General features: G+C 51.2%; 20 protein-coding genes, 3 tRNA genes and 1 rRNA gene. 18 read left to right on the top strand and 6 right to left on the bottom strand.

The genetic code is table 11. The features are described from left to right. The first annotated feature begins 125 nt into the window (after nucleotides 1-125). The 10 genes from QXT02_RS00505 to QXT02_RS00460 all read left to right on the top strand — a co-directional run bounded on the left by QXT02_RS00505 (nucleotide 126) and on the right by QXT02_RS00460 (nucleotide 8,376). A complete protein-coding gene (locus tag QXT02_RS00505) occupies nucleotides 126-449 on the top strand; it encodes an ArsR family transcriptional regulator (RefSeq protein WP_342811352.1) in 324 nt (107 codons plus the stop codon). A 36-nt stretch (nucleotides 450-485) separates the two neighbouring features. Then, nucleotides 486-1,979 (top strand): radical SAM protein, encoded by a 1,494-nt coding sequence (locus QXT02_RS00500; RefSeq protein ID WP_342811351.1) that lies wholly within the window; start codon nucleotides 486-488, stop codon nucleotides 1,977-1,979. 82 nt (nucleotides 1,980-2,061) lie between these two features. Further along, nucleotides 2,062-2,847, top strand: coding sequence for a hypothetical protein (locus QXT02_RS00495; protein ID WP_342811350.1), 786 nt, complete (start codon nucleotides 2,062-2,064; stop codon nucleotides 2,845-2,847). 60 nt (nucleotides 2,848-2,907) lie between these two features. Further along, nucleotides 2,908-3,729 (top strand): aspartate dehydrogenase, encoded by an 822-nt coding sequence (locus tag QXT02_RS00490; protein ID WP_342811349.1) that lies wholly within the window; start codon nucleotides 2,908-2,910, stop codon nucleotides 3,727-3,729. Nucleotides 3,730-3,766: 37 nt separating this feature from the next. Next, on the top strand, nucleotides 3,767-4,699 hold the full coding sequence (nadA, locus tag QXT02_RS00485; protein WP_342811348.1) for a quinolinate synthase NadA: 933 nt from the start codon (nucleotides 3,767-3,769) through the stop codon (nucleotides 4,697-4,699). Then, nucleotides 4,692-5,543: a carboxylating nicotinate-nucleotide diphosphorylase gene (nadC, locus tag QXT02_RS00480; protein ID WP_342811347.1), complete on the top strand. Its 852-nt coding sequence runs from the start codon at nucleotides 4,692-4,694 to the stop codon at nucleotides 5,541-5,543. Before nadA ends, nadC begins: the two co-directional genes overlap by 8 nt. Before the next feature lie 100 nt (nucleotides 5,544-5,643). After that, nucleotides 5,644-5,859, top strand: a complete 216-nt coding sequence (locus QXT02_RS00475; RefSeq protein WP_342811346.1) for a transcriptional regulator — start codon at nucleotides 5,644-5,646, stop codon at nucleotides 5,857-5,859. 169 nt (nucleotides 5,860-6,028) lie between these two features. Beyond that, a complete protein-coding gene (locus QXT02_RS00470) occupies nucleotides 6,029-7,138 on the top strand; it encodes a DUF763 domain-containing protein (protein WP_342811345.1) in 1,110 nt (369 codons plus the stop codon). Between the two features lie 46 nt (nucleotides 7,139-7,184). Further along, entirely contained in the window at nucleotides 7,185-7,925 is a 741-nt protein-coding gene (locus QXT02_RS00465; protein WP_342811344.1) for a proteasome assembly chaperone family protein, read from the top strand. A 19-nt stretch (nucleotides 7,926-7,944) separates the two neighbouring features. After that, a complete protein-coding gene (locus QXT02_RS00460; protein WP_342811343.1) occupies nucleotides 7,945-8,376 on the top strand; it encodes a CoA-binding protein in 432 nt (143 codons plus the stop codon). A gap of 7 nt (nucleotides 8,377-8,383) precedes the next feature. Here the strand turns inward: QXT02_RS00460 and QXT02_RS00455 are convergent, their stop codons facing one another. Continuing rightward, nucleotides 8,384-9,280: an MBL fold metallo-hydrolase gene (locus QXT02_RS00455; protein WP_342811342.1), complete on the bottom strand. Its 897-nt coding sequence runs from the start codon at nucleotides 9,278-9,280 to the stop codon at nucleotides 8,384-8,386. A gap of 108 nt (nucleotides 9,281-9,388) precedes the next feature. Between QXT02_RS00455 and QXT02_RS00450 the strand changes: the two genes are divergently transcribed. From QXT02_RS00450 to QXT02_RS00425, 6 genes are all read left to right on the top strand, one after another. Further along, a tRNA-Tyr gene (locus QXT02_RS00450) sits at nucleotides 9,389-9,525 on the top strand. Between the two features lie 38 nt (nucleotides 9,526-9,563). Next, nucleotides 9,564-9,684 (top strand): 5S ribosomal RNA (gene rrf, locus QXT02_RS00445). Between the two features lie 154 nt (nucleotides 9,685-9,838). Continuing rightward, nucleotides 9,839-9,937: transfer RNA gene (locus QXT02_RS00440), tRNA-Asp, on the top strand. A 114-nt stretch (nucleotides 9,938-10,051) separates the two neighbouring features. Beyond that, a complete protein-coding gene (locus QXT02_RS00435; protein ID WP_342811341.1) occupies nucleotides 10,052-10,840 on the top strand; it encodes a DNA-directed RNA polymerase subunit D in 789 nt (262 codons plus the stop codon). Between the two features lie 33 nt (nucleotides 10,841-10,873). After that, nucleotides 10,874-10,981, top strand: a tRNA-Leu gene (locus QXT02_RS00430). 155 nt (nucleotides 10,982-11,136) lie between these two features. Further along, a complete protein-coding gene (locus tag QXT02_RS00425) occupies nucleotides 11,137-13,554 on the top strand; it encodes a plasma-membrane proton-efflux P-type ATPase (RefSeq protein ID WP_342811340.1) in 2,418 nt (805 codons plus the stop codon). Nucleotides 13,555-13,684: 130 nt separating this feature from the next. Here the strand turns inward: QXT02_RS00425 and QXT02_RS00420 are convergent, their stop codons facing one another. The 3 genes from QXT02_RS00420 to QXT02_RS00410 form a co-directional block, all read right to left on the bottom strand. Further along, nucleotides 13,685-14,419, bottom strand: a complete 735-nt coding sequence (locus QXT02_RS00420; RefSeq protein WP_342811338.1) for a SagB/ThcOx family dehydrogenase — start codon at nucleotides 14,417-14,419, stop codon at nucleotides 13,685-13,687. Between the two features lie 269 nt (nucleotides 14,420-14,688). Next, nucleotides 14,689-15,057, bottom strand: a complete 369-nt coding sequence (locus QXT02_RS00415) for a hypothetical protein (RefSeq protein WP_342811337.1) — start codon at nucleotides 15,055-15,057, stop codon at nucleotides 14,689-14,691. Nucleotides 15,058-15,106: 49 nt separating this feature from the next. Beyond that, entirely contained in the window at nucleotides 15,107-16,249 is a 1,143-nt protein-coding gene (locus tag QXT02_RS00410) for a radical SAM protein (protein ID WP_342811336.1), read from the bottom strand. A 137-nt stretch (nucleotides 16,250-16,386) separates the two neighbouring features. Here QXT02_RS00410 and QXT02_RS00405 point away from each other — a divergent pair, with 137 nt between their 5' ends. Both QXT02_RS00405 and hpt read left to right on the top strand, forming a co-directional pair. After that, nucleotides 16,387-17,322, top strand: a complete 936-nt coding sequence (locus QXT02_RS00405) for an ExsB family transcriptional regulator (protein WP_342811335.1) — start codon at nucleotides 16,387-16,389, stop codon at nucleotides 17,320-17,322. Nucleotides 17,323-17,341: 19 nt separating this feature from the next. Next, on the top strand, nucleotides 17,342-17,932 hold the full coding sequence (gene hpt, locus QXT02_RS00400) for a hypoxanthine/guanine phosphoribosyltransferase (protein WP_342811334.1): 591 nt from the start codon (nucleotides 17,342-17,344) through the stop codon (nucleotides 17,930-17,932). Nucleotides 17,933-17,944: 12 nt separating this feature from the next. On the opposite strand, the gene QXT02_RS00395 is transcribed toward hpt, so the two are convergent. Together QXT02_RS00395 and QXT02_RS00390 are read right to left on the bottom strand one after the other, a co-directional pair. Beyond that, nucleotides 17,945-18,985 carry a deoxyhypusine synthase gene (locus QXT02_RS00395; protein WP_342811333.1) on the bottom strand — a complete coding sequence of 347 codons (1,041 nt, stop codon included), beginning with the start codon at nucleotides 18,983-18,985 and terminating at the stop codon, nucleotides 17,945-17,947. A 72-nt stretch (nucleotides 18,986-19,057) separates the two neighbouring features. Continuing rightward, nucleotides 19,058-21,283 (bottom strand): ATP-dependent DNA helicase, encoded by a 2,226-nt coding sequence (locus QXT02_RS00390; protein ID WP_342811332.1) that lies wholly within the window; start codon nucleotides 21,281-21,283, stop codon nucleotides 19,058-19,060. Between the last annotated feature and the right edge of the window lie 10 nt (nucleotides 21,284-21,293).

Raw genomic sequence — 21,293 nt, 5'->3', positions numbered from 1 at the left:
CAAAGTTTGTTATAAAATCGTGTTGCGGAACCTAAAACTTTTACCCCGATAATTTCTGATGCAGATATTTTTGCACACGTGTGCATTTATAAGTGACTTTTTTTATCATCATATTGGGTAAGGTTATGAATGACAAAGGCATGATTCATGAAGCGGCAAAGATATTAGGGATAAAGTCCACAGGAAGGAGAATTTTGGACCTCTTGGCGCGAACTGAGAAAAAACTCTCAGTGGCGGAAATTGTCGCTGGCACGAAAAGATCGGAGCGGGCCGTTAAAGAGCACCTGAAGAAGCTGGTTAATTTGAAACTAGTTCAGAGAGAAATCTCAGTGACAAAGGAAGGGCGGTTAGCCTATCGCTATTTCAGGTTGCATTCTGATGATTTCATCCGGGCAGTGGGATGTGAGATACGCCGGCGTCTATACTATCTGAAGAAGATTTCAGGGTGAAAAAAGAGCAACGTAACATCTTAGCGACTAGTTAAAATGGGGGTAGTTGCTCTGAGCGAGATAGTTCTGACCGCGGAGTATTCCCTGATGAGCGATTACCGCGGTTCAGAGTTTCTCGGCTTTGCCGCCTGCGCCCCGAAGATAGTGCCAGATTGGTTATACAGGTTGGTGGTATGTCCCCCCGTGCCCCGGCACAACGGGGTGGTGAAATATGCGCCCGGAGGAACGAGAAAGATCGAGGCCGCCCTATTAGAGAAGGGCTTCGATGTGGTGGTGGCGCATCCGGATCAGTTGAATAAGGTTATCGATAACGAAACCAAGGTTTTGGGCATTACCTCGAACGACCCCTTAGGAATAGGTCCCGCTTCCAGTACTTTTTCCAGCCTGATGGGTAAGGAGACCTATTCGGCAATCTTCTTCCGGAAACTGATCACCAATCCCATAATTAAGGACAATGGTCTAAAGACGATAGTCGGTGGCCCTGGGGCGTGGCAGCTGGCGGACGATTCGGTGCGAAAACAATTGGAGATAGATTGTGTGGTTGTAGGGGAGGGAGAAAGAACCGCTGTGAAGGTATTTGAAAAGGCATTGAAAGGTGAGACGCTCCCGGGGATTGTAGAGGGTGAAGTGGTACCCGTTGAGGAAATCCCATCCATAAAACACGCCACGATAAATGGGATAGTTGAAATCGCCCGAGGTTGCGGCAGGGGATGTGAGTTCTGCGTTCCCACCCTCCGCTATTTCAGATGCAGACCGATCGACAAAATTCTGGAGGAGGTGAAGGTCAACCTCGATGCCGGGCTCGACAGAATCCTCCTGCATGCCGAGGATGTGCTGAGATACGGGGCGAAAAGTATCATCCCTGATGAAGCTAAGGTCCTGAAGCTGTTTGAAGAGGTGAAAAAGGTCACGGGATGGGGTGCCTATATCTCTCACTTTGCCTTCGCCTCGGCTATGGCGAAACCCGAGCTGATAAAGCAGCTGAAGGAGCTCATGGAGGTGCCGAGCAGAAAAATACCATGGATCGCGGGACAGGTTGGCATAGAGACCGGGTCGCCCCGTCTCATAGAAAAAAATATGCGGGGAAAGGTGGCACCATTCAAACCAGAGCAGTGGCCGGAGGTGGTGATTGAGGCCCACAAGCTGTTGCACGATAACTGCTGGGTGCCCTGTTCTACGCTGATCATGGGGTTGCCCGGGGAAAAACCAGAAGATGTTGTAAAGACGATTGAACTGGTGGAGGAACTAAAGGAGTACAAATCCCTCATCGTTCCCCTCTTTTTCGTGCCGCTAGGGGTGCTCAGTGAAGCGAGGAGATTTACCGTTAACGACATGATGCCAGAACATTGGAAACTGCTGGCCGCTTGTGTGAAACATGACCTGAAATGGATTGACGAGCTAGCTAAGGATGAATTCAGGTCGTTCGTCCATCGAATCATGCTGGAGAAGGTTTTCATCGGGTTCATCAAGCGTGGGCTCAAGCCATATCTGAGGGCGATGGAACAGGGATTAAACCCGTTGCAGATGTGAGGACCCGCTCGCGGGAAAAAGGCAATTTAGCTGGTTGACACAACAGCATTTAAAACGAAAAAACAAGTCATTTAGGACATACATGAAAAGGCTTGGTCCCACAACTGTAGGCTTAGCGATTGCCTTTTTGGTTGATTTGCTTCTCCACATTTTTCAGCCCCTAGGCGACGACTTTTCCCTCGTAAGCAATATCATCACTATGTTTTTCTCACTTCTTGCAGTAATTTTCGGCGCTGCTTCCTGCAAACTGCATGGTCTCTCTAACATCAGAGGCAGAATCATGATTTTCTTGACGGCGGGGATATTTTTCTGGTTTCTTGGGGAATTAAGCTGGAGCTTATATAAAATCGTTCTCGGTGTTGAAGCGCCCGTGGCCAGCATTGCTGATGTTTTTTGGATTGCCGGCTATCCTCTATTTATACTGGGAATTTTGCTCGTTTGGAACTCGACAAAAATAAAGCGCGATTATAAAAGGCTGATTTTCAATCTGATGCTGTCAGCGATTATCTTAGTCTTCTTTTTTTACCTTTCGTTGCCAACACTCACAGCGGTCGACATGCCCGCTGTGGAGAAGGCAACCACCGCAGGCTATATCATTGGTGACGCCTTTTTGTTGATCGCCCTCATCACCACGATGATCCACATTTCGGGAAAAGAGCTTTTCAAGCTGTGGGTGACAATTTTAGCTGCTCTGTTATTAATAGCGGTCGCAGACGTCCTTTACACCCTTATATTGAGCTCCTACCTGAGCGGCCACATTATCGACGTTCTCTGGGATCTGGGCTACCTCATACTTGCCGTTGGGTTCTTTAACTATAATGTAAAATACAGAAAACTTCTGGAAATCGCTTTTAAGAGCCCGCATTAAAGTAACTAGGATGCCCTCAATGGAAAAATGACCTATGAGCTCAAAACTTTGGTGGATGAGATGAAGGTTGGCCTGATAGGTTGTGGCGCAATTGGCGCGGCATTGGCACAGTTGATTGATTCAGGTGAAGCAGGTGGGGTGGAGCTGGGCTGGGTCTATGACTTGAAGCTGGAGCGCTGCAAGAGGCTGGTTTCCGGCTTAAAAAACAAGCCCAGAATTTTGCGCAGGGTTGCCGAAATTTACGAGGACGAGGATGTCGACATAGTTGTCGAGGCCGCTTCTCAGGAGGCGGTCAGACAATATTCGCTGGACGTCCTCAGGTCCGGAAAAGACCTCATCATCCTTAGTGTGGGCGCTCTTTCTGGTGAGGACCTCCTCAACAGTCTGCGAACCGAAGCCATGAACTTGGGCAGGAAGATCTACATCCCCTCCGGCGCCGTGGTGGGAATTGACGGAGCAAAGGCTTCGTCGCTACGGGAAATTAAAGAGGTGAGGCTGACAACGCGAAAACCTCCTTCTGCTTTTAAGAATAACGAATATCTCAAAAGAAAAGGAATAAAGCTAAGCGGACTCAGGGGACCAAAGGTGATCTTTAGTGGAACAGCCCGTGAGGCTGTGAAGTTCTTCCCAGCCAGCGTCAACGTGGCCGCCACCTTGAGCTTGGCCGGTGTCGGCTTTGATAGAACATTAGTGAGGATTGTTGCCGACCCGCGAATCAAAAGAAATATCCACGAGATTAGAATCCGCGGCGAGGCAGGCGAACTCTTGACTAGGTCGCTTAATGTGCCCTTTCCGGAGTCACCGCGAACCAGCTATCTGGCAGCACTTTCAGTAGCACGAACTTTAAAAAATCTAAGCGAGACAGTTCAAGTTGGCACATAGTTAATAACCTCTGCCCACTTGTTTTCTTAGTGTCAGTATGCAGCAAGAGCAACTTCGTGACGAAATTTTGAGGCTGAAGGCCGAGCGTGAGGCCATCATCCTCGCCCACAATTATCAGCGGGAGGAGATACAGCTACTTGCGGACTACATCGGGGACTCGCTTGATTTAGCAAGGTATTCTGCTAAGGTAAAGGAGAAAGTAGTGCTCTTTGCCGGAGTTGATTTCATGGCCCAGACCGCGGCGATGCTGAACCCGGATAAAACAATTCTGATCCCGGACCCAGATGCCCGATGCCCGATGGCCGCCCAGCTGCCCCCTGAAACGGTCCGCGAGGTCAGGTTGAAGTATCCCGGGGCGGCGGTGGTTCTTTACATCAACACCCTCGCCGAAACTCGCGCCGAGGCCGATGTTGTCTGCACCTCAGCTAACGCGGCTCAGATAGTCAATGCTCTCGATGAGGAGGAAATCATTTTTGGTCCTGACAAAAACTTGGCCTGGTATGTTCAGCAGAGAACTGACAAGAAGATTATTCCAATACCAGATTTCGGCTACTGTTATGTTCACAGAATGTTCACTCCCGCTGACATCCTCCTCAAAAAGGAGAGGTTTCCGGACGCCGAGGTACTGGTTCACCCTGAATGCGACCCCGAGGTACAGAAGCTGGCCAGCCACATGTGCAGCACCAGCCAGATGGTGATCAGAGCCAAGGCCTCCCCAGCGAAAAGGTTCATCATCACCACCGAAGTAGGTATGGTGGAGCGCCTCAGGCGGGAGTTCCCAGAAAAGGAGTTTATACCCGCGCTGGGGACTGCTGTCTGTCAGCAGATGAAAAAACACAACCTGCAAAAGCTATACGAGTCATTGCGGGATATGAAACACGTGGTGACAGTTCCGCCGGCCATCGCCGCAAGGGCTCGACGAGCGACGGGAAGGATGTTGGAGCTCTCAGGGAGGGCTACCCGTGACTGAAAACTATCTTAGAAAGAAAATCCGGGAGATGCTGGCCGAGGACCTAGGAAGCGGAGATGTGACCTCAAACGTTCTGATTGATCCGAAGCTCCGCGCTAAGGCTGAAATTATCTCAAAACAGGACGGGGTGCTGGCCGGTGTGAAGGAGGCCGCGATGGTCTTCAGGGAAGTTGGCGTTAGGGTGAAAATTTTGCGTCGTGATGGAGAGAGCATCCGTCCCGATGAAGTGATCATGAGATTGGACGGCCCGGCGAGAAAGATACTGGCCGCCGAAAGAGTGGCGCTGAATTTGATGATGAGAATGAGCGGCATAGCCACGGCAACGCGTGAGCTGATCGAGTTGGCGAGAGAAAAAAATCCCAAGGTGATAATCGCGGCGACGAGGAAAACGGCCCCACTGTTAAAGTATTTTGATAAACGCGCAGTGGAGATTGCTGGCGGCCATCCTCATCGTTTCAACTTGAGCGACCAAGTTCTCATTAAGGACAACCATCTCAAGCTGGTGGGTTCCATCGCTGCCGCGGTGAAGAAGTTTAAGGAGGTAGGCAAGTTCGGAAAGATCGAGATTGAAATCACCACGCCAGAGGAGGTGCTGGAAGCGGCGAGTGCCGGTGCCGATATTGTGATGCTGGATAACATGACACCGGACCAGATAAAACGTACTATCACGTTGCTTGAAAAGGCAGATTTGAGAAAGAGAGTCTCCTTGGAAGCCTCTGGGGGGATAACTCCTGCAAATATCGCCGATTATGCGGCAACTGGCGTTGAAATAATATCGACTAGCTACATGACAATGCGCTCGCATTCAATAGATATGACGCTAAAGATAAGGGAGGCCCTTTGAGCGAGGTGGTATTCAAAACCCGTCTTTTGTGACTGGAGACCGCAACAGTAAGCGTTTTTAAGATAATCGGTGACAGAATAGCAGAAAATGAGGTGATCATATGGCCGAATTGACACCCAATGCCCAGAAGGTCTACGATGCGCTTAAAAAGCTAGGCGCGACAAGCCCTGAGGTGCTGAAAACAGCGGACGATGTGATGCGAACCGCGCACCTACCCAAGGGTATGGTGAACAACGCGCTGATGGAGCTCGTCGCGAAAGGCTTTGCCAAGCGCGTGGCGAGAGAAAAGGCGGCGGGATATCATTTGTTAAAGTGACTCCACCCCCCTGCTTTTTTGTTTTTTTATCTTGCCTTAGTTGTAACTAGGTTATAGACAATCACAGCATTCTTTTTCCCAAACACCATCGAAAATAAAAAAACAGACCAAGATAAAGGATAGTGAAAAAGCGTGCAGTTTCCACCCATGAAAATGATTGGGTGTTGAAATGAAAAGAACCGGAACCGCGGAACTACCTCTGCATTATGGGGCTTGCCCCCCTTGGCTATTCCGGCGCATGGTTAAATTATCGGGTGCAATAGTTGAGGCCATTGTGCTGGAACACGGCACGGAGGAATTTTTGCAGAGGATGGCGGACCCATTCTTCTTCCAGTCACTTGGTTGTATCGTGGGTTTTGATTTCCACTCCTCAGGTCTGACCACGACGCTCACCGGCGCCCTGAAAGAAGCACTAATGCCCGAGGAGCTGGGAATAGCTGTCTGTGGTGGCAAGGGAAAAGTGTCAAAATTGGTGCCACAGGAAATTGAAGGATTGACGGATATCTTCTCATTCACCACGGCAAAGACGGAGCGGCTCAAATATGCCAGCAGGATGGCCGCAAAGGTGGACAACGCCTGCGTTCAGGATGGTTATCAGCTTTACCACCACGCTTTTTTCGTCGATGAGAACGGAAATTGGGCCGTGGTTCAGCAGGGGATGAACGAAAACTTTGCGCGGCGATATCACTGGCTTTCCGAGGGATTGAGAAGCTTTGTGGAGGAGCCCCATTCTGGAATAATTGGTGAACGTGCCGAGGAGGTAGCGCTGGATATGACTGCTCGGGATAGTGAGGAGGCAAGGAGGACAAGCGTGGATCTAGTACGCGATGGTCCAAAAAGGATTTTGGCCGAAATTCGCGAGTTCGAGCAGCGCTCATTGGATGATTTTGTGGGCAAGGAAGAGCGGACCATGAGACTCGTGATGCCCCGCAGCCATAGAATCACCGAGCTGCCCAAGCGGACCATCGCCGCCCTGCAGCGCGCCTATGAAATCCAACCGGAGAACTATGAGGAGTTAATAGCCATCTCCGGAATTGGACCTAAAGCGATTAGGGCCCTAGCTCTGGTTTCAACCTTGATCTACGGAAAACCCCCGTCTTGGCGGGATCCGATTAGATATTCCTTTGCCCACGGCGGTAAGGACGGTGTTCCATTTCCTGTGGACAGGAAGACCTACCAAGAAACAACCGAGATCCTGGAAGGAGCCATTGAAGCGGCTAAGTGCGGGCATGAGGAAAAGTTGAAAGCGATCCGCAGGCTTCATGAGTTCATTGGTTGATCTGAGGCCCTTTAATATTGGCGGCGAAAATTGATTTGGGATATCCATGACAAGGGGATCAAACGCGGCGGAAGTTGAGATAGTAGAGGTTAAAGATCTGGGCCTGAAGAACCCGCTGATTATCGCCGGTTTTGTCGGAGCTGGTTTGGTGGGCTCAATTGCCGTGGATCAGATAATAACTAAGCTGAAAATGGAAGAGGTGGCTTATATCAAATCTAAACACCTGCCTCCGGTGGCGATATTTGTTGGGGAAAAGTTGAGGCATCCTTTTAGGATCCACGCGAGCAAAAAGGACAACCTCTGTGTGGTTATCTGCGAGATTCCACTGAAAGAGGAGGGGCTCTACTCAATATCTTCGGCACTTCTCGATTGGGCCGAAAAGCATGACACCAAAGAAATTCTGGTTCTTGAGGGCATACCGGTGCCGGGATTACCTACGGATCGCCAGCCCTTCTGCGTGACCGAGCTGGGCAAGTGCGAACACTTCAAGGATCGGGGAATCAATCTGCTTCGAAAGGGCATCATCTACGGAATTGCCGGTGCTATACTCAGCGAATGCCTGACGAGAAAAATAGAAGGAACGGCCATCCTCACCCCAGCGATGGCTACCATTCCTGATCCCGAAGGTGCCGCGGTGCTGATCGAGGCGCTGAACAGAACCCACGGGCTGAAAATTGACACCGCCGAATTGATCGCGGGTGCCAATGAGATTCGGGAGAAGCTGAGGGAGATCGCGGAGAACTACGAGAAGGCCACTGCCACCGAGCCAGAGAAGATGTATGCCTGATTCCGAGGTAACGAGGTAAATGGCCGTAAGTGATGAAAAGTTAAGGTCACTTTTGAGCGCTAAGGTGATCGCAGTAGTGGGAATGTCAAAGGACCCCTTAAAATATGGCCACAAGGTTGGAGCCTACCTGAAGGGTCACGGCTACCGCATAGTTCCGGTAAATCCATCGGCCGAGGAGATACTTGGTGAAAGGAGTTACCCGAGCCTTTTGGACGTGCCTGAGCAGCTGCAGAAGGAGATAGAGCTGGTCGATATCTTCCGGCCATCGGACGATGTTCCTCCAATCGTGGCACAAGCAGTTGAGCTGAGAAGAAGGCACGGCAAAGTCAGGGGTGTCTGGATGCAACTGGGCATCGCCAACGAGGCGGCAGCTGAGATGGCCGAAAAAGCCGGACTCGAGGTCGTCATGGACCGCTGCATCATGCTCGAGCACAAGCGACTCAGGCGCTAACTAAGGATTAATTGGCCAGCTCTTGTGATACCATTTCAATTGAGTTCTTAAGGTAATCAACGACGTGTTTGCCGTAATAAGTTTGGTTGTGGCCCGGCATAATCGCTTTGACTTGCCTGTCGCCCGTTAGCTCAAGAAGTAAGTTGAGAGAATTCAACTGCATCTCCAAACTTGTGTCATCGGTTGCTTGCAAGGTCATGTATTCGAGTTCAAAAGTCATGTCCTCAGGTGCCACATCGTCACCCGGATAGGATATCGTGACATCGCCGCTGAAAAGTAATTTAGTTTCCACTTCCAGAAAACTTAGACATCCATAAGTGTGCCCGGGAGTCGGGATCACGTTTAGACCAAAAAGATGTTCGCCTCCATAGAGCAGCTGGGTCGGCGTGTAGCCAGTATAGGTAAAGTCGATCGGCACTCCCGGGAAGTTCATCCCCATCTGAATCAGATATGAATCCGCGAAGGACGCGTAAACTGGGATTCCAGCGTCTATGAAATAGTGTCCGGCTCCGGCATGATCGGCATGTCCATGCGTCAGCAGCACGGCTAGAATTGGTCTACTGGGTAACTTTTTGTTGATTGCCACCATGAGATCGGAGTAAAGATCCTCGGCGCCGCAATCGATTAAAACAATTCCTCCCTTGAAGTTAACAGCGTAAACATTGGCCTTGTAGAAAAATCCTGGTGGAACGCCCAGTTGGGATGAGAGCGGGGTATATTCCTCGAACCTAGTTACGCCATCACGTTCTTGATAAACTTTTACCGCAGCAGTGCTCTTTGATTTAGCTTGGGCAATCGATGGGGCGGTCACCAGAAGAATCACGACGACCATCAGAACAGCGATCATGGGTTTGAAAAACCTGCGCCGCGCAGCGTCTCCTTTTTGGGCCAATTCGGTTGACATCGTCTATGAGGTCTCCTCACTACTTTATAAACCAATCTTTTCTGAAGATGAGACTCGTAAGTGCAGAGGTTAAACCTTAATAACGGAGATTCCAGATTCTTAAACGGTCCCGCGGTAACTCAGCCTGGTAGAGTGGTCGGCTGTAGACCCAAACCGCGCTGAAACCGACAGAATCTAGAGGATTCCGGTAAATGTCGGGAGTTCAAACGCGGATTAAGCCGCTGAAACTCTCCCCCGCGGGACCACACAAGCTTTTAAAACTGAGTGGACAACAATAATTTCGGTTGGCGGCCATAGCGGCGAGGAAATACCCGGTCTCGTCAGATCCCGGAAGTCAAGCTCGCCTGCGTATCGGGTTGTACTTTTGTGCGCAAGCCAAAGGGAAGCCCGGTTCGCTGCCAACCGTTGATTTTAGTTCTTTTGTCAAGGTTTACCATATGGTGAGTTACTCGTGAGTTTAGCACCAAAAGAGCGCGGGCCAGCTGGTTGGGTATTTACTTCCGCGGACCTCTACCTGACATAAGCGTCTTAAACCGAGACATTATTTAGTGAGTTTGGGCCCTGGTGGTGTAGCCCGGTCTAACATGGAGCCCTGTCGAGGCTCCGCCCCGGGTTCAAATCCCGGCCAAGGAGCAATAGCTCTGCCGAAGGGCGCCATTTTGACCCAGGGCCCGATTTACCGTCTCATGGCCCTGGTGTGTGTTTTTAAACCCCACCGAAAGCAATATTTAAGCTGAACACAACATCTTGAAGGACGATTTTGGTGTCGGTATGCAGATAGAAATCAGAAAACTCGACGGGGACGAAATGGAGTTCATGCTCTCAAACGCGACCCCGGCCTTTGCCAACTCCGTCCGTAGAGCAGCCTTGCGCGATGTGCCGATCATGGCGGTCGACGAGGTGGAGTTCAAGGTGAATGATTCCGCAATGTACGACGAGATCATTGCCCACCGACTCGCCATGGTGCCGCTTACCACCCCACCTAAGGGCTATGTGTTGCCCAGCGAGTGCGGTTGTCGCGAGGGGCGTTGTGAGAAGTGTTCCGCGGAACTCGAACTCAAAGCAGAGGGCCCCGGCATGGTTTACAGCGGTTCACTTAACCCATCGGATGAGGAAGTAAGGCCAGTCAATAGTTCTATTCCGATAGTGAGGCTGGAGAGTGGGCAGAGGCTGGAGCTAGTGGCTATCGCTCGTCTAGGTCTTGGTAAGGAACATGCCAAGTGGCAACCCGGAATCGTGGCTTACAAGTACATGCCGGTGCTTGAGTTTGATCCCAAACTCTGCAATGCCTGTGGCGACTGCGTCAAGGCCTGTCCAAAGGACATTCTCGAAATCGAGGAAAGAAAGGTTCGGGTTAAGGATTTGACCCAGTGTACCATGTGCAAGACCTGCGCGGAGGCCTGTCACTCCAAGGCGGTTAAGGTTTCAGGTGACCCGACCAAGTTCATCTTCAGAGTTGAGTCAACGGGAACACTGCCACCGGACCAGATAATACTTAAGGCGGTTGAATCCCTTCAGGCGAAGTTTGAGGAGTTCCCCAAGCTGGTCAAAAAGCTCTGATTTTTAAAAGGCAAACGCGATAATTCTGCTGGCGCGGGGGTAGCCTAGCCAGGTCAATGGTCTCAAAAGCCGGCCTAAGGCGCCAGCTTGAGGGGCTGGTCTCGAAGGAGTTCGGGGGTTCAAATCCCCTCCCCCGCACCATTCTTCAACGACCAACTGAGCAAGATTTAGGCAGATTTTAGGCAAAGTCATGTAATTCCTTGCCTCAACGGCTATTTTTAGAAGTCGAATGCTTTATGACAAACTTTTGCAAAGGCTTCTTCAGGTGAAATACAAAAAGTGGGGGGCATGATTTCTTGAAACCCACAGGAACATCCGATTTCAAGAGCATCTCCGTCGAAGAAACAATACGCCTATTAGAGACTTCGGCTAACGGCCTCACCGGTGCCCAGGCCAATGAAAGGTTAAACAAATTCGGATTCAACGAGGTGATGGAAAAGGAGAGAAGCCCCGCCTTGGACTTTCTGTCTCGCTACTGGGGACCTATGCCTTGGCTATTGGAATTTGCTATGGTGCTTTCGTACATTTCTGCTCATTATCTCGAGTTCTTGGTGATATTCTCGCTGCTCACGATAAACGCGTTGATAGGATTCTGGCATTCTCGCAGTTCTCGAAAAGCGCTGGAACTGTTGAAGCAGCGGTTAGCGGTCAAGGCAAAAGTCATGCGAGATGGTAAGTTAGTGACAATCCCTGCAAGGGAGCTAGTCCCTGGGGACGTAATCGCCATTGGTCTCGGCGACTTGGTGCCAGCTGACGCCAAAATAATAAGCGATGATGAAGTTACTCTGGATCAATCAGCCCTTACTGGGGAATCTCTACCAGTAAAGGCTCGCAAGTCCGACATCGTATACTCCAGCTCCATAGTAAAAAGTGGGGACGCGAAGTGCGTCGTAATCGCCACCGGAGCGAAAACGTACTTTGGCAGGACCGCAGAACTAGTGAGGACAGCCGGGCCCAAGTCCCATCAGCAGCAAGTAATGATGGCCGTCGTAAAGTACAGCATGTACGTCGGCGTGGCTGCGCTGATTCTAGTTGTCGCGTACGCTGCCCTATTGCATACAGACATTATGATGATACTGACATTCACATTAGTTTTCCTGATGGGAGCGGTCCCGGTGGCGTTGCCGGCCGTTTTCGCGGTGGTCCTCGCGGCGGGCGCAATTGAACTATCAAAGAAGAAGATCCTCGTGACCAAGCTTAGTTCAATCGAAGACGCGGCATCCATGGAGGTACTGTGCCTGGACAAAACGGGGACAATCACTCAGAACAAGCTATCAGTTTTCGATTGCATGCCTTTCTCGGAATTCAAGAAAGATGACGTTGCGCTCATGGCAAGCCTGGCATCCAGAGCTGAAACTGGAGACCTCATAGACATCACCGTCATCGAGCACGCAAAATCTGTTGGCGCCGAGATGACCAGATACAAGCAGATTTCGTTCACGCCTTTTGACCCGACAACGAAGAGATCGGAGGCGATAGTCGAACATGAAGGGCATCGCTTCAAAGTGGTCAAGGGTGCCCCGCAAGTGATAGCATCACTATGTCAAGAGACGGATCCAGAGTCCTGCAGTAAAATTGATCCACTCGTGCTTGAGTTGTCTTCAAAGGGTTACAGAACTCTAGCGGTAGCTAGGTCCCGAGGAGCCGACTTCGACAATCTTCAGCTCGTGGGTCTGCTGCCGCTGGCCGACCCTCCAAGGCCCGATTCAAAAGAAATCATAGAGGAGCTAAAAGGGCTAGGCATAGCGGTGAAGATGCTGACCGGGGATAACATCGCGATAGCCAAGGAGGTAGCTCGGCAGGTTTCCATTGGGGACAAGATCGTCCGAATGCCTGATCTGAGAGGACTAAGTGAAGAAGAGCAGTCAAAAATCATAGAGGAATACGATGGCTTCGCTGAGATATATCCCGAGGACAAGTATAGAATCGTCAGGCTCCTGCAATCCAAAGGCTACGTTGTCGGGATGACCGGCGACGGTGTGAACGATTCCCCCGCATTGAAGCAGGCCGAAGTCGGCATAGCGGTGAGCAACTCTACCGACGTGGCAAAGGTCTCGTCGAGCATAGTCCTGACCGAACCGGGAATGAAAGGAATAATCGACGCGACAAAGACCAGCAGGCAGATCTACCAGCGCATGCTCACGTGGGTGCTGAACAAGATCAGCAAGGTGATTCAATTCATAGGATTGCTGGTCTTGGGCTTCTTCTGGTTACACGATTTTTTGCTCACCGCATTGGGCATGGTTTTGCTGATATTCGCAAACGACTTCGTGACGATGTCGCTTGCGACGGACAACTCCAAGAGCACGATCAGCCCGAATCTGTGGAATGTTAAGAACATCTTCCTAGCGTCTCTTTTGGTTGGGCTCTTACTCGTAATAGAAGGTGGCATAATTGTGTTTGTCGGCACGAGTTATTTCCGCTTGCCGCCGGCCGCTCTACAGACCCTTGTTATGTTGGCTCTCGTGTTCACAAGTGTGTTCAGAGTTTACATCGTGAGAGAAAGAGGGCACTTCTGGCACTCAAGACCCGGCAGGGAGCTTCTCATTTCCAGCATCGGTGCAACAGCTGGATTTGCGCTGTTGGGCGTGTATGGATTAATCATCCCGCCCGTCACGGCACTGGAGGTTGCTTTTGTCTTGGTATTCTCTGCCGCGTTCACGTTAGCCATCGATTTCCCAAAGTACTATGTGTTCAGAAAGCTTGGTCTGTGAAAAGGCAGAACTCGAATGTCCACACTGGTGAGATCCCAAAATCGCAGCCAGCAGCGGGCGCTAAAAATCCCCCTTTCTTGCCCTATTTCAGCACTGCGTGGTTTCAGTAGCTTCAAACGATAGTATAAACCTATTCCCCCGCACCACCCCGAGTAGGTCTGCCCACGGGCATCACGTACAGCGGTTTCTCATTCTCCGGGGCCATTAGGACTTTCTGCACTTGGTCATCATAAAAACCTCCGACGGTTACCGTGCCAAGCCCCAACGCGGTCGCCTGCAGGCAAACGTTCTGCGCCGCGTGACCTGCCTCCAGGTGTACGTATTGAACTCCGCGGTCACCGTACTTCACCGTTGTCCGCTCATAGATTCCCACGATAACGATATCTATCGCGGCCTCTTTTACCCAAGCCTGTCCCAGCGCGGCCGTGCAGAGCACCTCTCTTAGATCACCGGTTTGTATTTTGACCAACTCATGGCTCTGAGGCCGGTACCGGTAAATACCCGCCTCCAAGTTCTCCACATCTCCGGCCACCAAGTAAACCTCAAGAGGGTAAAGCCCGCCCGCAGAAGGCGCCGTCCTAAAACCGCGGGGATCCGTTATTCCCTGCGCCGCCCACAGTAGCTGGGAGACCTCACTTAAGCTCAGCGGTTCACCGGTATACTCCCTAACCGATCTCCTCAAGAACAGCGCTTTCTCGATTGAGAAGTCGCTGTCAAGACGTGGCGGTGGTAGCGTTACGCCAATCTCGTTTTCCGTGGTCGGCTCAACTGCTGGCTTAGGATAAAGTTGTGCAAATAAGGAAGCAAGCACCAGCACAGAAGCGCCCACGACGACCAAGACTGCCCCAATCACTTTCCTTACCAATGGTTATCACCCCATTAACAATATCTCATGGATGATTAATTAGGGGTCGGTTGGGAAATTCATTTTCCAGTTTTGAAACAAAAAATTGAACTGGCTTTGCCCCAAGTTGTACTGGTGCTGTATGAAATTTTTAAAACGGAATAAAAAGCATCCTTACTGGTGGGATAGGAAGACCCCACAAAGACCGCAGAAATGACTTCCGAGTGCTTATATCGGAGGTTTTCGAAGCAGGGAGAGCCTAAATCCCTGAAGATTTTCTTTGGCCGCCATCAAAAACGGCGAAGGGCCAGCTTTTTGTCCCTCGCCAGAGCCGTGTAGGCAGCGTGTAGGTCAACTATCGAGATCAGTTCATCCTCCACGCCACTACTGGACTGCAGGGTTGCCCTCAGCGCTTTTTTAATCTTCACGATACCTGATTTTTCCAGTTCGTGAAGCCCCTTGTCGAGCTGCCCCATGTCCGGCCCTTCAGAACCGGTTGCTGCGGCCTGCAGGGTCAATTCCTGAACAAGTTCAGATTTCCAGATGGCACCGTGGTAGTGAATCAACGCCCTGACAGTATCTAGCTTGGTCTTGATCAAGCCCCCCTCTTGCTCGCGGGAAAGCATCTCCAAGATAAGCTGCTCAATTTTTGCCCCCATAGGCATCGTTTTTTAATCTCTTTGAGAATGTTTAAGCCTACTCCATTCGTTATACCAAGAGCCATGGATTCCCAATCCTGACTCTTTGCAAGCCCTCCTCCCGGCAAATTTTGAGAAACCTCTCAGCGTCCTCCTTCTTGGTTAACGGCATGTCCTCCATATGGTAAAGGGGGTGAAAGGCAAGAAGCGAGTAGGGTATGGTAGGATCAAGGTTGGCTATAAATGAAGCCAGCGATCGAATCTCTTCTTCGTCGATGTAACCTGGCACAAGCAAGGTGCTGGCACGAGCGAGCGGCACCTCAGGACGCCGGGAATGCTGCTTCCCCAACCAAACGAAATTATCGTAAGCCGCGCGGTGTTCGATGCCGGAAAGCGCGTAGAGGATTTCAGACGACCAGCATTTCAGATCCGCCTTTATTCCCCCGCCGCTGTTAATGGATAGTTCGGTGAACTTTTCCAGAGTTTCATGGTTCATGCTGAGGTTGGTCTCGAGACAGACCCTCAGGATGCGTCCTTCCTTTTCAGCGTCGTCGCGCATCATCCCTGCCGAAGCGATCACAAAGGGCATCTGGCTGGAGGGGTCACCGCCGAAGTAACAGACACAGCCGACGCTTTCATCGGCCTTTTCTGCAAGCTGGGCCGCGTTCATGGTCGGGGAGCCGGTGACGGTCAGATCGCGGTAGCCGTAGTTCTGACAGTAGAGGCAGCTGTAGGTGCAACTGCCCATGAAGATGGAGAGGTTGTAGTAACCGATATCACCACGAGGTGTTCGACACCACTTTGGATAACCAGCTCCGCTAGACCCGGCGCAAAAATCCGCCGGTACACAGTTGGTTGGGAGTGGATCGTAGTACCAGCTCAGAAGTCCCCGTTCAGGTGTTCCAAATCTCCTGACCAACTTACCCTCAAAATTTTCTACCATGCCGCAGAATCCCTTCCCTCCTCGGGGTATCTTACAGAGATTACCGCAATCCCGGCATTCAATCCCGTTCTTGTCCCTTGGCGGCTCAGGCGGCAGCCCGTATCTCTTCCGAATTTTGGCATGGGCCGTGGCGAGGTAAGGCCTAGCTTCATCAAAACGGTTGCGGACACAGCTAGGACACACACCCAAGGTCTCCGAGACGTAATTGGCCTCTAGGCCGCAGAGCACACATCTGCTTTTATAGCCGCGTCTCGACGTGAAAAAATCCATGCACAATCAATTGAAGATCTCCACCGAGACGATAAAATTCTTCCGCGAAAATCGTTTTTTGCCTTGGAAAGGCACCACAGCAAAGGCTAAAATATGGAAGTTCAACCTATCAGTGTATTACCGAGGAGAGTTGTTGAATGTTTGATGCCAAAAAATTTGTTCGAGAAAAGGTTGAATGGTTGAAGGAGACGATTGGGGATGAAAAAGCCTTTGCTGCCGTTTCCGGAGGTGTGGACAGCACGGTTGCTGCGGTGCTCGGACACATGGCCGTCGGTGACAAACTGACGGTGGTTTTTCTGGACGACGGACTGATGAGGGCCGGTGAGCCACAGCAGGTCTACAATCGCCTGAAGCAACTGGGACTAAATACTAGGATCTACCGCCTCTGGGACGATTTCTTCGCAGCCCTGAAGGGACTGATTGACCCTGAGGAAAAAAGGAAAGCCTTCCGGGAGGTTTTCTACAGGTCCCTAGGAAAAATATCTGAGGAGCTCGGTGCCAAGTTCATGATTCAAGGCACCATTGCCGCCGACGTGGTTGAAACCAAGGCGGGGGTGAAAACTCAACACAATGTTCTGGAGCAGATAAATGTTCATCCGTTGGAAAGATATGGGTTGAAGATTCTTGAACCCCTGAAGGACATTTACAAGCATGAGGTGAGGGCCGTCGCCAAGGCGCTTGGGATGAAGCCGGAGTCAATGAGGAGACCCTTCCCTGGTCCGGGACTTTCCATTAGAGTCATCGGCGAGGTAACTCCGGAAAGGGTGGAGCTGGTCCGGAGGGCCACCAAGGTGGTTGAAGAGGAAACGAAAAACATTCCCTGCTTCCAGGCTTTTGCAGTGCTGCTTCAAGACCGGGCCACGGGAGTCACCAAGGATCTCAAGAGAAAATATGGTGAAATCGTAGTTGTCCGGGCGGTGAAATCAAAGGACGCCATGACTGCTGAGCCCGTGGCCTTGCCTTGGAAAATACTGCGCCGGATCGAGCGGAGGATAAGGGAAGAAAATCCTTCTGTTACTCATGTCCTCTATGATCTAACCGGCAAGCCTCCAGCCACTATAGAGTTCGAGTAAAAATGTTCTGGTAGGTGAAATGACCAAATTACCTCTTCTCAAGGAAGCGCTGGAAAATGCTATCGTCGTCAAAATGGGCAAATATGAGTACTTCGTGAACCCAACGCAGGGGGTCGCACCGCCCCTAAAGCCGGAACTCTTGATGGAAATCGCCCAGCGAATAGTTGAAAGAGCCGATTTCAACGTGGATAGGATAGTAACAATCGAGGCTATGGGCATACATGTCTCGGCCTTGGTGGCCACGATGACCAAGGTGCCAATAATTATCGTCAGAAAGAAGAAGTTCAACCTGCCTGGGGAAATCGAAGTTGAGGTAAAAAAGAGCTACCGCAAAATTGCCGGGAAGGAAACGGTGCAGAAATTCTACATTAACTCGGTCAGAAAGGGCGATCGCGTGATAATAATAGACGACGTCATGTCAACTGGCGGCACCGTTTCCGGGGTCATTCAAGGATTGAAGAAGGTTGGTGTAATCGTTAAAGACGTGATCATAGTGATGAACCGCGGTCAGGGCCCGGAGAGGGTAAAACGAGAAACCGGATTGGACGTTAAAACTCTAGCCGACGTAGAAATAAAAAATGGAAGGGTTCACGTCCTCAGGATTGATTAAACGTTATTTGGTTTAAAGCGACCTCTTCTCGTACTTTATCGTCAGGGTGCCATTTCTACCCCACTCGAAGACCGGGACATCCCTTCTTAGTTTCTTGAACTTCTCCCCGAGCGCATGTGCGACTATTGGCAGCGCTATGGTGGCGTCGGCGTAGCACATCACTTTCTTGGCGCGGAGATCAATTTTGCCCCATGACTGCGCCTCTTCAAAAGTGCATCCTGACAGCCCACCCCACATCGGCGCATCCATCGATATCTGCAGGGCATATTTGTGGCTTCGGTCATGACGCGTCTGATAACCCGCTATCACCGCCGTCTGCTGGATGAAGTTCTTGGGCACGCCCCCACCAATGTAGACAACCGAGGTCGTGCCAGCCACTTCAGTTATCCTTGAACTCTCGTCGACGTCTTTGAGGGAGTCCAGTATTATTCTCCTCCCGCGCCTTCTATTGGCAAACATCAGGGAAAAGCCAAGCGAGCTGTCGTTCAGGGCCGGGCAGAACACCGGAACACCGCTGTGGTAAGCGCTCAGGATAATGGAATCCTTTTCCGCGCCCCAGCTGTCGAGGAACTTGCCCAGCTCATAGATTATCTCACGCGAGGAATAGCGATACATATCAGAGAGGTGGGGGCAGAATTCCTTTTCTATCCAGAGATCAGTCCTGTAAAACTCGGTTTCATCTGCGAAAACATCGTATATACGATCCACATAATGCTTTCTTAGCTTCACATCGTCGACTAGGTGGCTGCCAACGTAGTGCCTCTTTCCCCTGGCTTCATGGAGATCGTGGTAAAGGTTGGCTCCGGTTGAGACCAAGACATCGATCATGCGGCGTTTAATCAGGTAGGAGATTACTTTCCTCATTCCCGCCGGGACCATCGCCCCAGCTAAGCCTAGCCAAATTATGTTCTGTTTTTCCCGAAGCATCTTGGCCCAAACTTCAACGGCTTCGCCGAGCTTTCTGCCCTGGAAGCCGGTCGCGAGCAGCCCTTCGGTCAAATGGCTGATGCTGCGCCCGGGCTGAACTTCTATCGGGTGGGTAGGGGTTTTCAAAAATTTTGATCGCATAAAATAAAATAGGAAAGGCTGATTAATAGTCTTTCTATCTTGAAACTTTTCCGAAAATTAAATTTCAGGTTGTGGTATTTCTGGTTCAATTTTCTGTTCCACTTGCCGCTTGATGCTGCGGGCAATTTCGGTGCCGATGTAGGGGACGCGAGCCAGTTCCTGCTCGCTTGCTCTCTCGATATCCGAGAGCTTGCGGTAGCCGGCATGGAACAGACTTCGCCCTCGGACTCTTCCGATTCCTCGCAACTGCACCAGCTCGAGAAGTTCTTCCCTAATTCCATATTTGATCCGCTGCTCCAACTTTCTCAGTGGAGCCAGGGTCGCCTTGATCCTGAAAAGGCTGGAAAGCTCGTGCGCTGAATAGAGCAACCACTTGGCGGTATCGGCGGCCCGGCGGATATCACCGGCACCAACGCCGAACATCTCGTGAATGTCATCCTCCTTCATCTCGTTTATCCAAGACTGAAGCATTCTCGCTGTTTTTAACTCCGCCAGCAACGATTCAAACTTTTCCGGCTCGCTCCGTCCATCAGGTATTGACGTCAGCAGATCGTCCGCATGCTCCAAGAAAAATGCTTCCATTTCTGCATAATCTTCTTGCCTGAGGTACAACAGCTCCATATCTGGAGTATGGCAGACTAGGTGAAGCAGACCGATCTCAGTGGGCGCCTTGGAAATTGCCCCGCGAAGGCCGTCGCGAAGTATCACCGCGGAAAGAGGATCAATATAGAGCATGGAAACCCGCCTCCCGAACTCAGTCGCGAGCAACAACTTTTCCTCCCGTTTAATCATCCCCTCCCGATCAAGAAAATCAAGCACGCGATGAACCACTCTCTCGACATCAGTCACGCCGTACTGATGGGCGAAGAAAGTTCTCGACATGAATTCGAGCAAAGCGTTTTCATCGCTCACGTATCCGGCCGCGATCGAGGCGAGAACGTGCGTCCTAAGGGCGGGCTCTGTTGCCAGCTTAGAGGTAATCCGCTCCGGCTCGGCTTTGATGAACTTTTCAAAAAGTGCCTCGACCTCGCTCTTGCTCTTCGCAATCAGGACCGCCTCCCCATGCTTATCATACTGGGGCCTGCCAGCTCTCCCCGCCATCTGGTAAAACTCCAGCACGGGGATGAAAACTTGACCGTATGGTTCCACATATCTACGGTAATCTCGAACGATGGTCCTGCGGGAGGGCAGGTTGACTCCCATGGCCAAGGTGGGCGTCGCGCAGACCACCTTGATTAAGTTCTTCCTAAAGGCATCCTCGATAGCTTTTCTCTGCACATGATGGAGGCCGGCGTGGTGGAAGGCAACGCCCCTGCGGACACAGCTGGCCAGCTCTCGGCAGGTCCGCGAGGGTTCACCTAGAGCGCTCTCCACAGTTTTGGCAACGGCGTCAAGCTTCTCCTTATCCTCCTCTGAGAGTAAGGTGGCTATGGTTTCGGAAATCAGAGCGGCGGCGGCCTGGGCGGAGCGCCGGGTGTTGACAAAGACTAGAGACTGACCCCCTTCCCTCACCGTGCTGGTCGCTAGTGCCGTGAGGTCGTCCATTTCTCCAACCTCCAGCTTAAGTTTGCTTCCGTCGTCAAACGCTATCTTTCCCTTAAAGTAGATCCCTTTTTTGAGCGGGACCGGGCGCCATTCACTCCTGACTAGCTCGGCCCCCAGCCACTCAGCTATTTCGTCGGCATTTTTCACCGTCGCGGAAAGTGCTAAGATCTGGACATCGGGATTTACCTGTCTGAGCCTAGCCGTCAGGACCTCAAGCGTTGGACCTCGCCCCGGGTCGTCGATAAGATGAACTTCATCCAAAACCACCACGGAAACGACGTCAGCCAGCCACTTAGCCCGGTGGCGCAACAGTGAATCCACCTTCTCCGAGGTGGCGACAAGAATATCATAATTGGCCAGTCTGGGATCGGCAAAATCAAAATCACCGGTGCTTATGCCCACCTTAATTCCCAGCGGCTCGTATTTCTCCTTAAAGTCTTCATACTTTTCACTGGCAAGGGCGCGCAGTGGGACGATGTAAAGACACTTGCCCCTACCGCCCAGCGCCGACCGGAGCATGCACAACTCAGCGATGAGAGTCTTCCCGGCCGCGGTTGGTATCGCCATCACTAGATTCTTGCCATCGAGGGCTCCCTTTTTCACGGCCTCCCGCTGCGGTGGATAAAGGGTGGAAATGCCTGACCTTTCTAATATCTGCGGTATCTGAGCGTCTAGTCCGTATCTTTTGCATACTTCACTGATGTGCAAGCCAACACCGTCAAGAAGATTAGCCACCATGTAGATTAAT

Source organism: Hadarchaeum sp. (SeqCode) (genome assembly GCF_038871235.1).
In the GTDB taxonomy this organism is placed as follows: domain Archaea; phylum Hadarchaeota; class Hadarchaeia; order Hadarchaeales; family Hadarchaeaceae; genus Hadarchaeum.
The sequence above is the reverse complement of the archived record's forward strand: the minus strand, read 5'-3'. Positions and strand labels throughout refer to the sequence as shown.

What these genes read in the sequence shown, in the direction of transcription:
- QXT02_RS00505 (WP_342811352.1), top strand. Translation starts at nt 126, where the DNA reads ATGAATGACAAAGGCATGATTCATGAAGCGGCAAAGATATTAGGGATA.
- QXT02_RS00500 (WP_342811351.1), top strand. Translation starts at nt 486, where the DNA reads ATGGGGGTAGTTGCTCTGAGCGAGATAGTTCTGACCGCGGAGTATTCC.
- QXT02_RS00495 (WP_342811350.1), top strand. Translation starts at nt 2,062, where the DNA reads ATGAAAAGGCTTGGTCCCACAACTGTAGGCTTAGCGATTGCCTTTTTG.
- QXT02_RS00490 (WP_342811349.1), top strand. Translation starts at nt 2,908, where the DNA reads ATGAAGGTTGGCCTGATAGGTTGTGGCGCAATTGGCGCGGCATTGGCA.
- nadA (WP_342811348.1), top strand. Translation starts at nt 3,767, where the DNA reads ATGCAGCAAGAGCAACTTCGTGACGAAATTTTGAGGCTGAAGGCCGAG.
- QXT02_RS00475 (WP_342811346.1), top strand. Translation starts at nt 5,644, where the DNA reads ATGGCCGAATTGACACCCAATGCCCAGAAGGTCTACGATGCGCTTAAA.
- QXT02_RS00470 (WP_342811345.1), top strand. Translation starts at nt 6,029, where the DNA reads ATGAAAAGAACCGGAACCGCGGAACTACCTCTGCATTATGGGGCTTGC.
- QXT02_RS00465 (WP_342811344.1), top strand. Translation starts at nt 7,185, where the DNA reads ATGACAAGGGGATCAAACGCGGCGGAAGTTGAGATAGTAGAGGTTAAA.
- QXT02_RS00460 (WP_342811343.1), top strand. Translation starts at nt 7,945, where the DNA reads ATGGCCGTAAGTGATGAAAAGTTAAGGTCACTTTTGAGCGCTAAGGTG.
- QXT02_RS00455 (WP_342811342.1), bottom strand. Translation starts at nt 9,280, where the DNA reads ATGTCAACCGAATTGGCCCAAAAAGGAGACGCTGCGCGGCGCAGGTTT.
- QXT02_RS00435 (WP_342811341.1), top strand. Translation starts at nt 10,052, where the DNA reads ATGCAGATAGAAATCAGAAAACTCGACGGGGACGAAATGGAGTTCATG.
- QXT02_RS00415 (WP_342811337.1), bottom strand. Translation starts at nt 15,057, where the DNA reads ATGGGGGCAAAAATTGAGCAGCTTATCTTGGAGATGCTTTCCCGCGAG.
- QXT02_RS00410 (WP_342811336.1), bottom strand. Translation starts at nt 16,249, where the DNA reads ATGGATTTTTTCACGTCGAGACGCGGCTATAAAAGCAGATGTGTGCTC.
- QXT02_RS00405 (WP_342811335.1), top strand. Translation starts at nt 16,387, where the DNA reads ATGTTTGATGCCAAAAAATTTGTTCGAGAAAAGGTTGAATGGTTGAAG.
- hpt (WP_342811334.1), top strand. Translation starts at nt 17,342, where the DNA reads ATGACCAAATTACCTCTTCTCAAGGAAGCGCTGGAAAATGCTATCGTC.
- QXT02_RS00390 (WP_342811332.1), bottom strand. Translation starts at nt 21,283, where the DNA reads ATGGTGGCTAATCTTCTTGACGGTGTTGGCTTGCACATCAGTGAAGTA.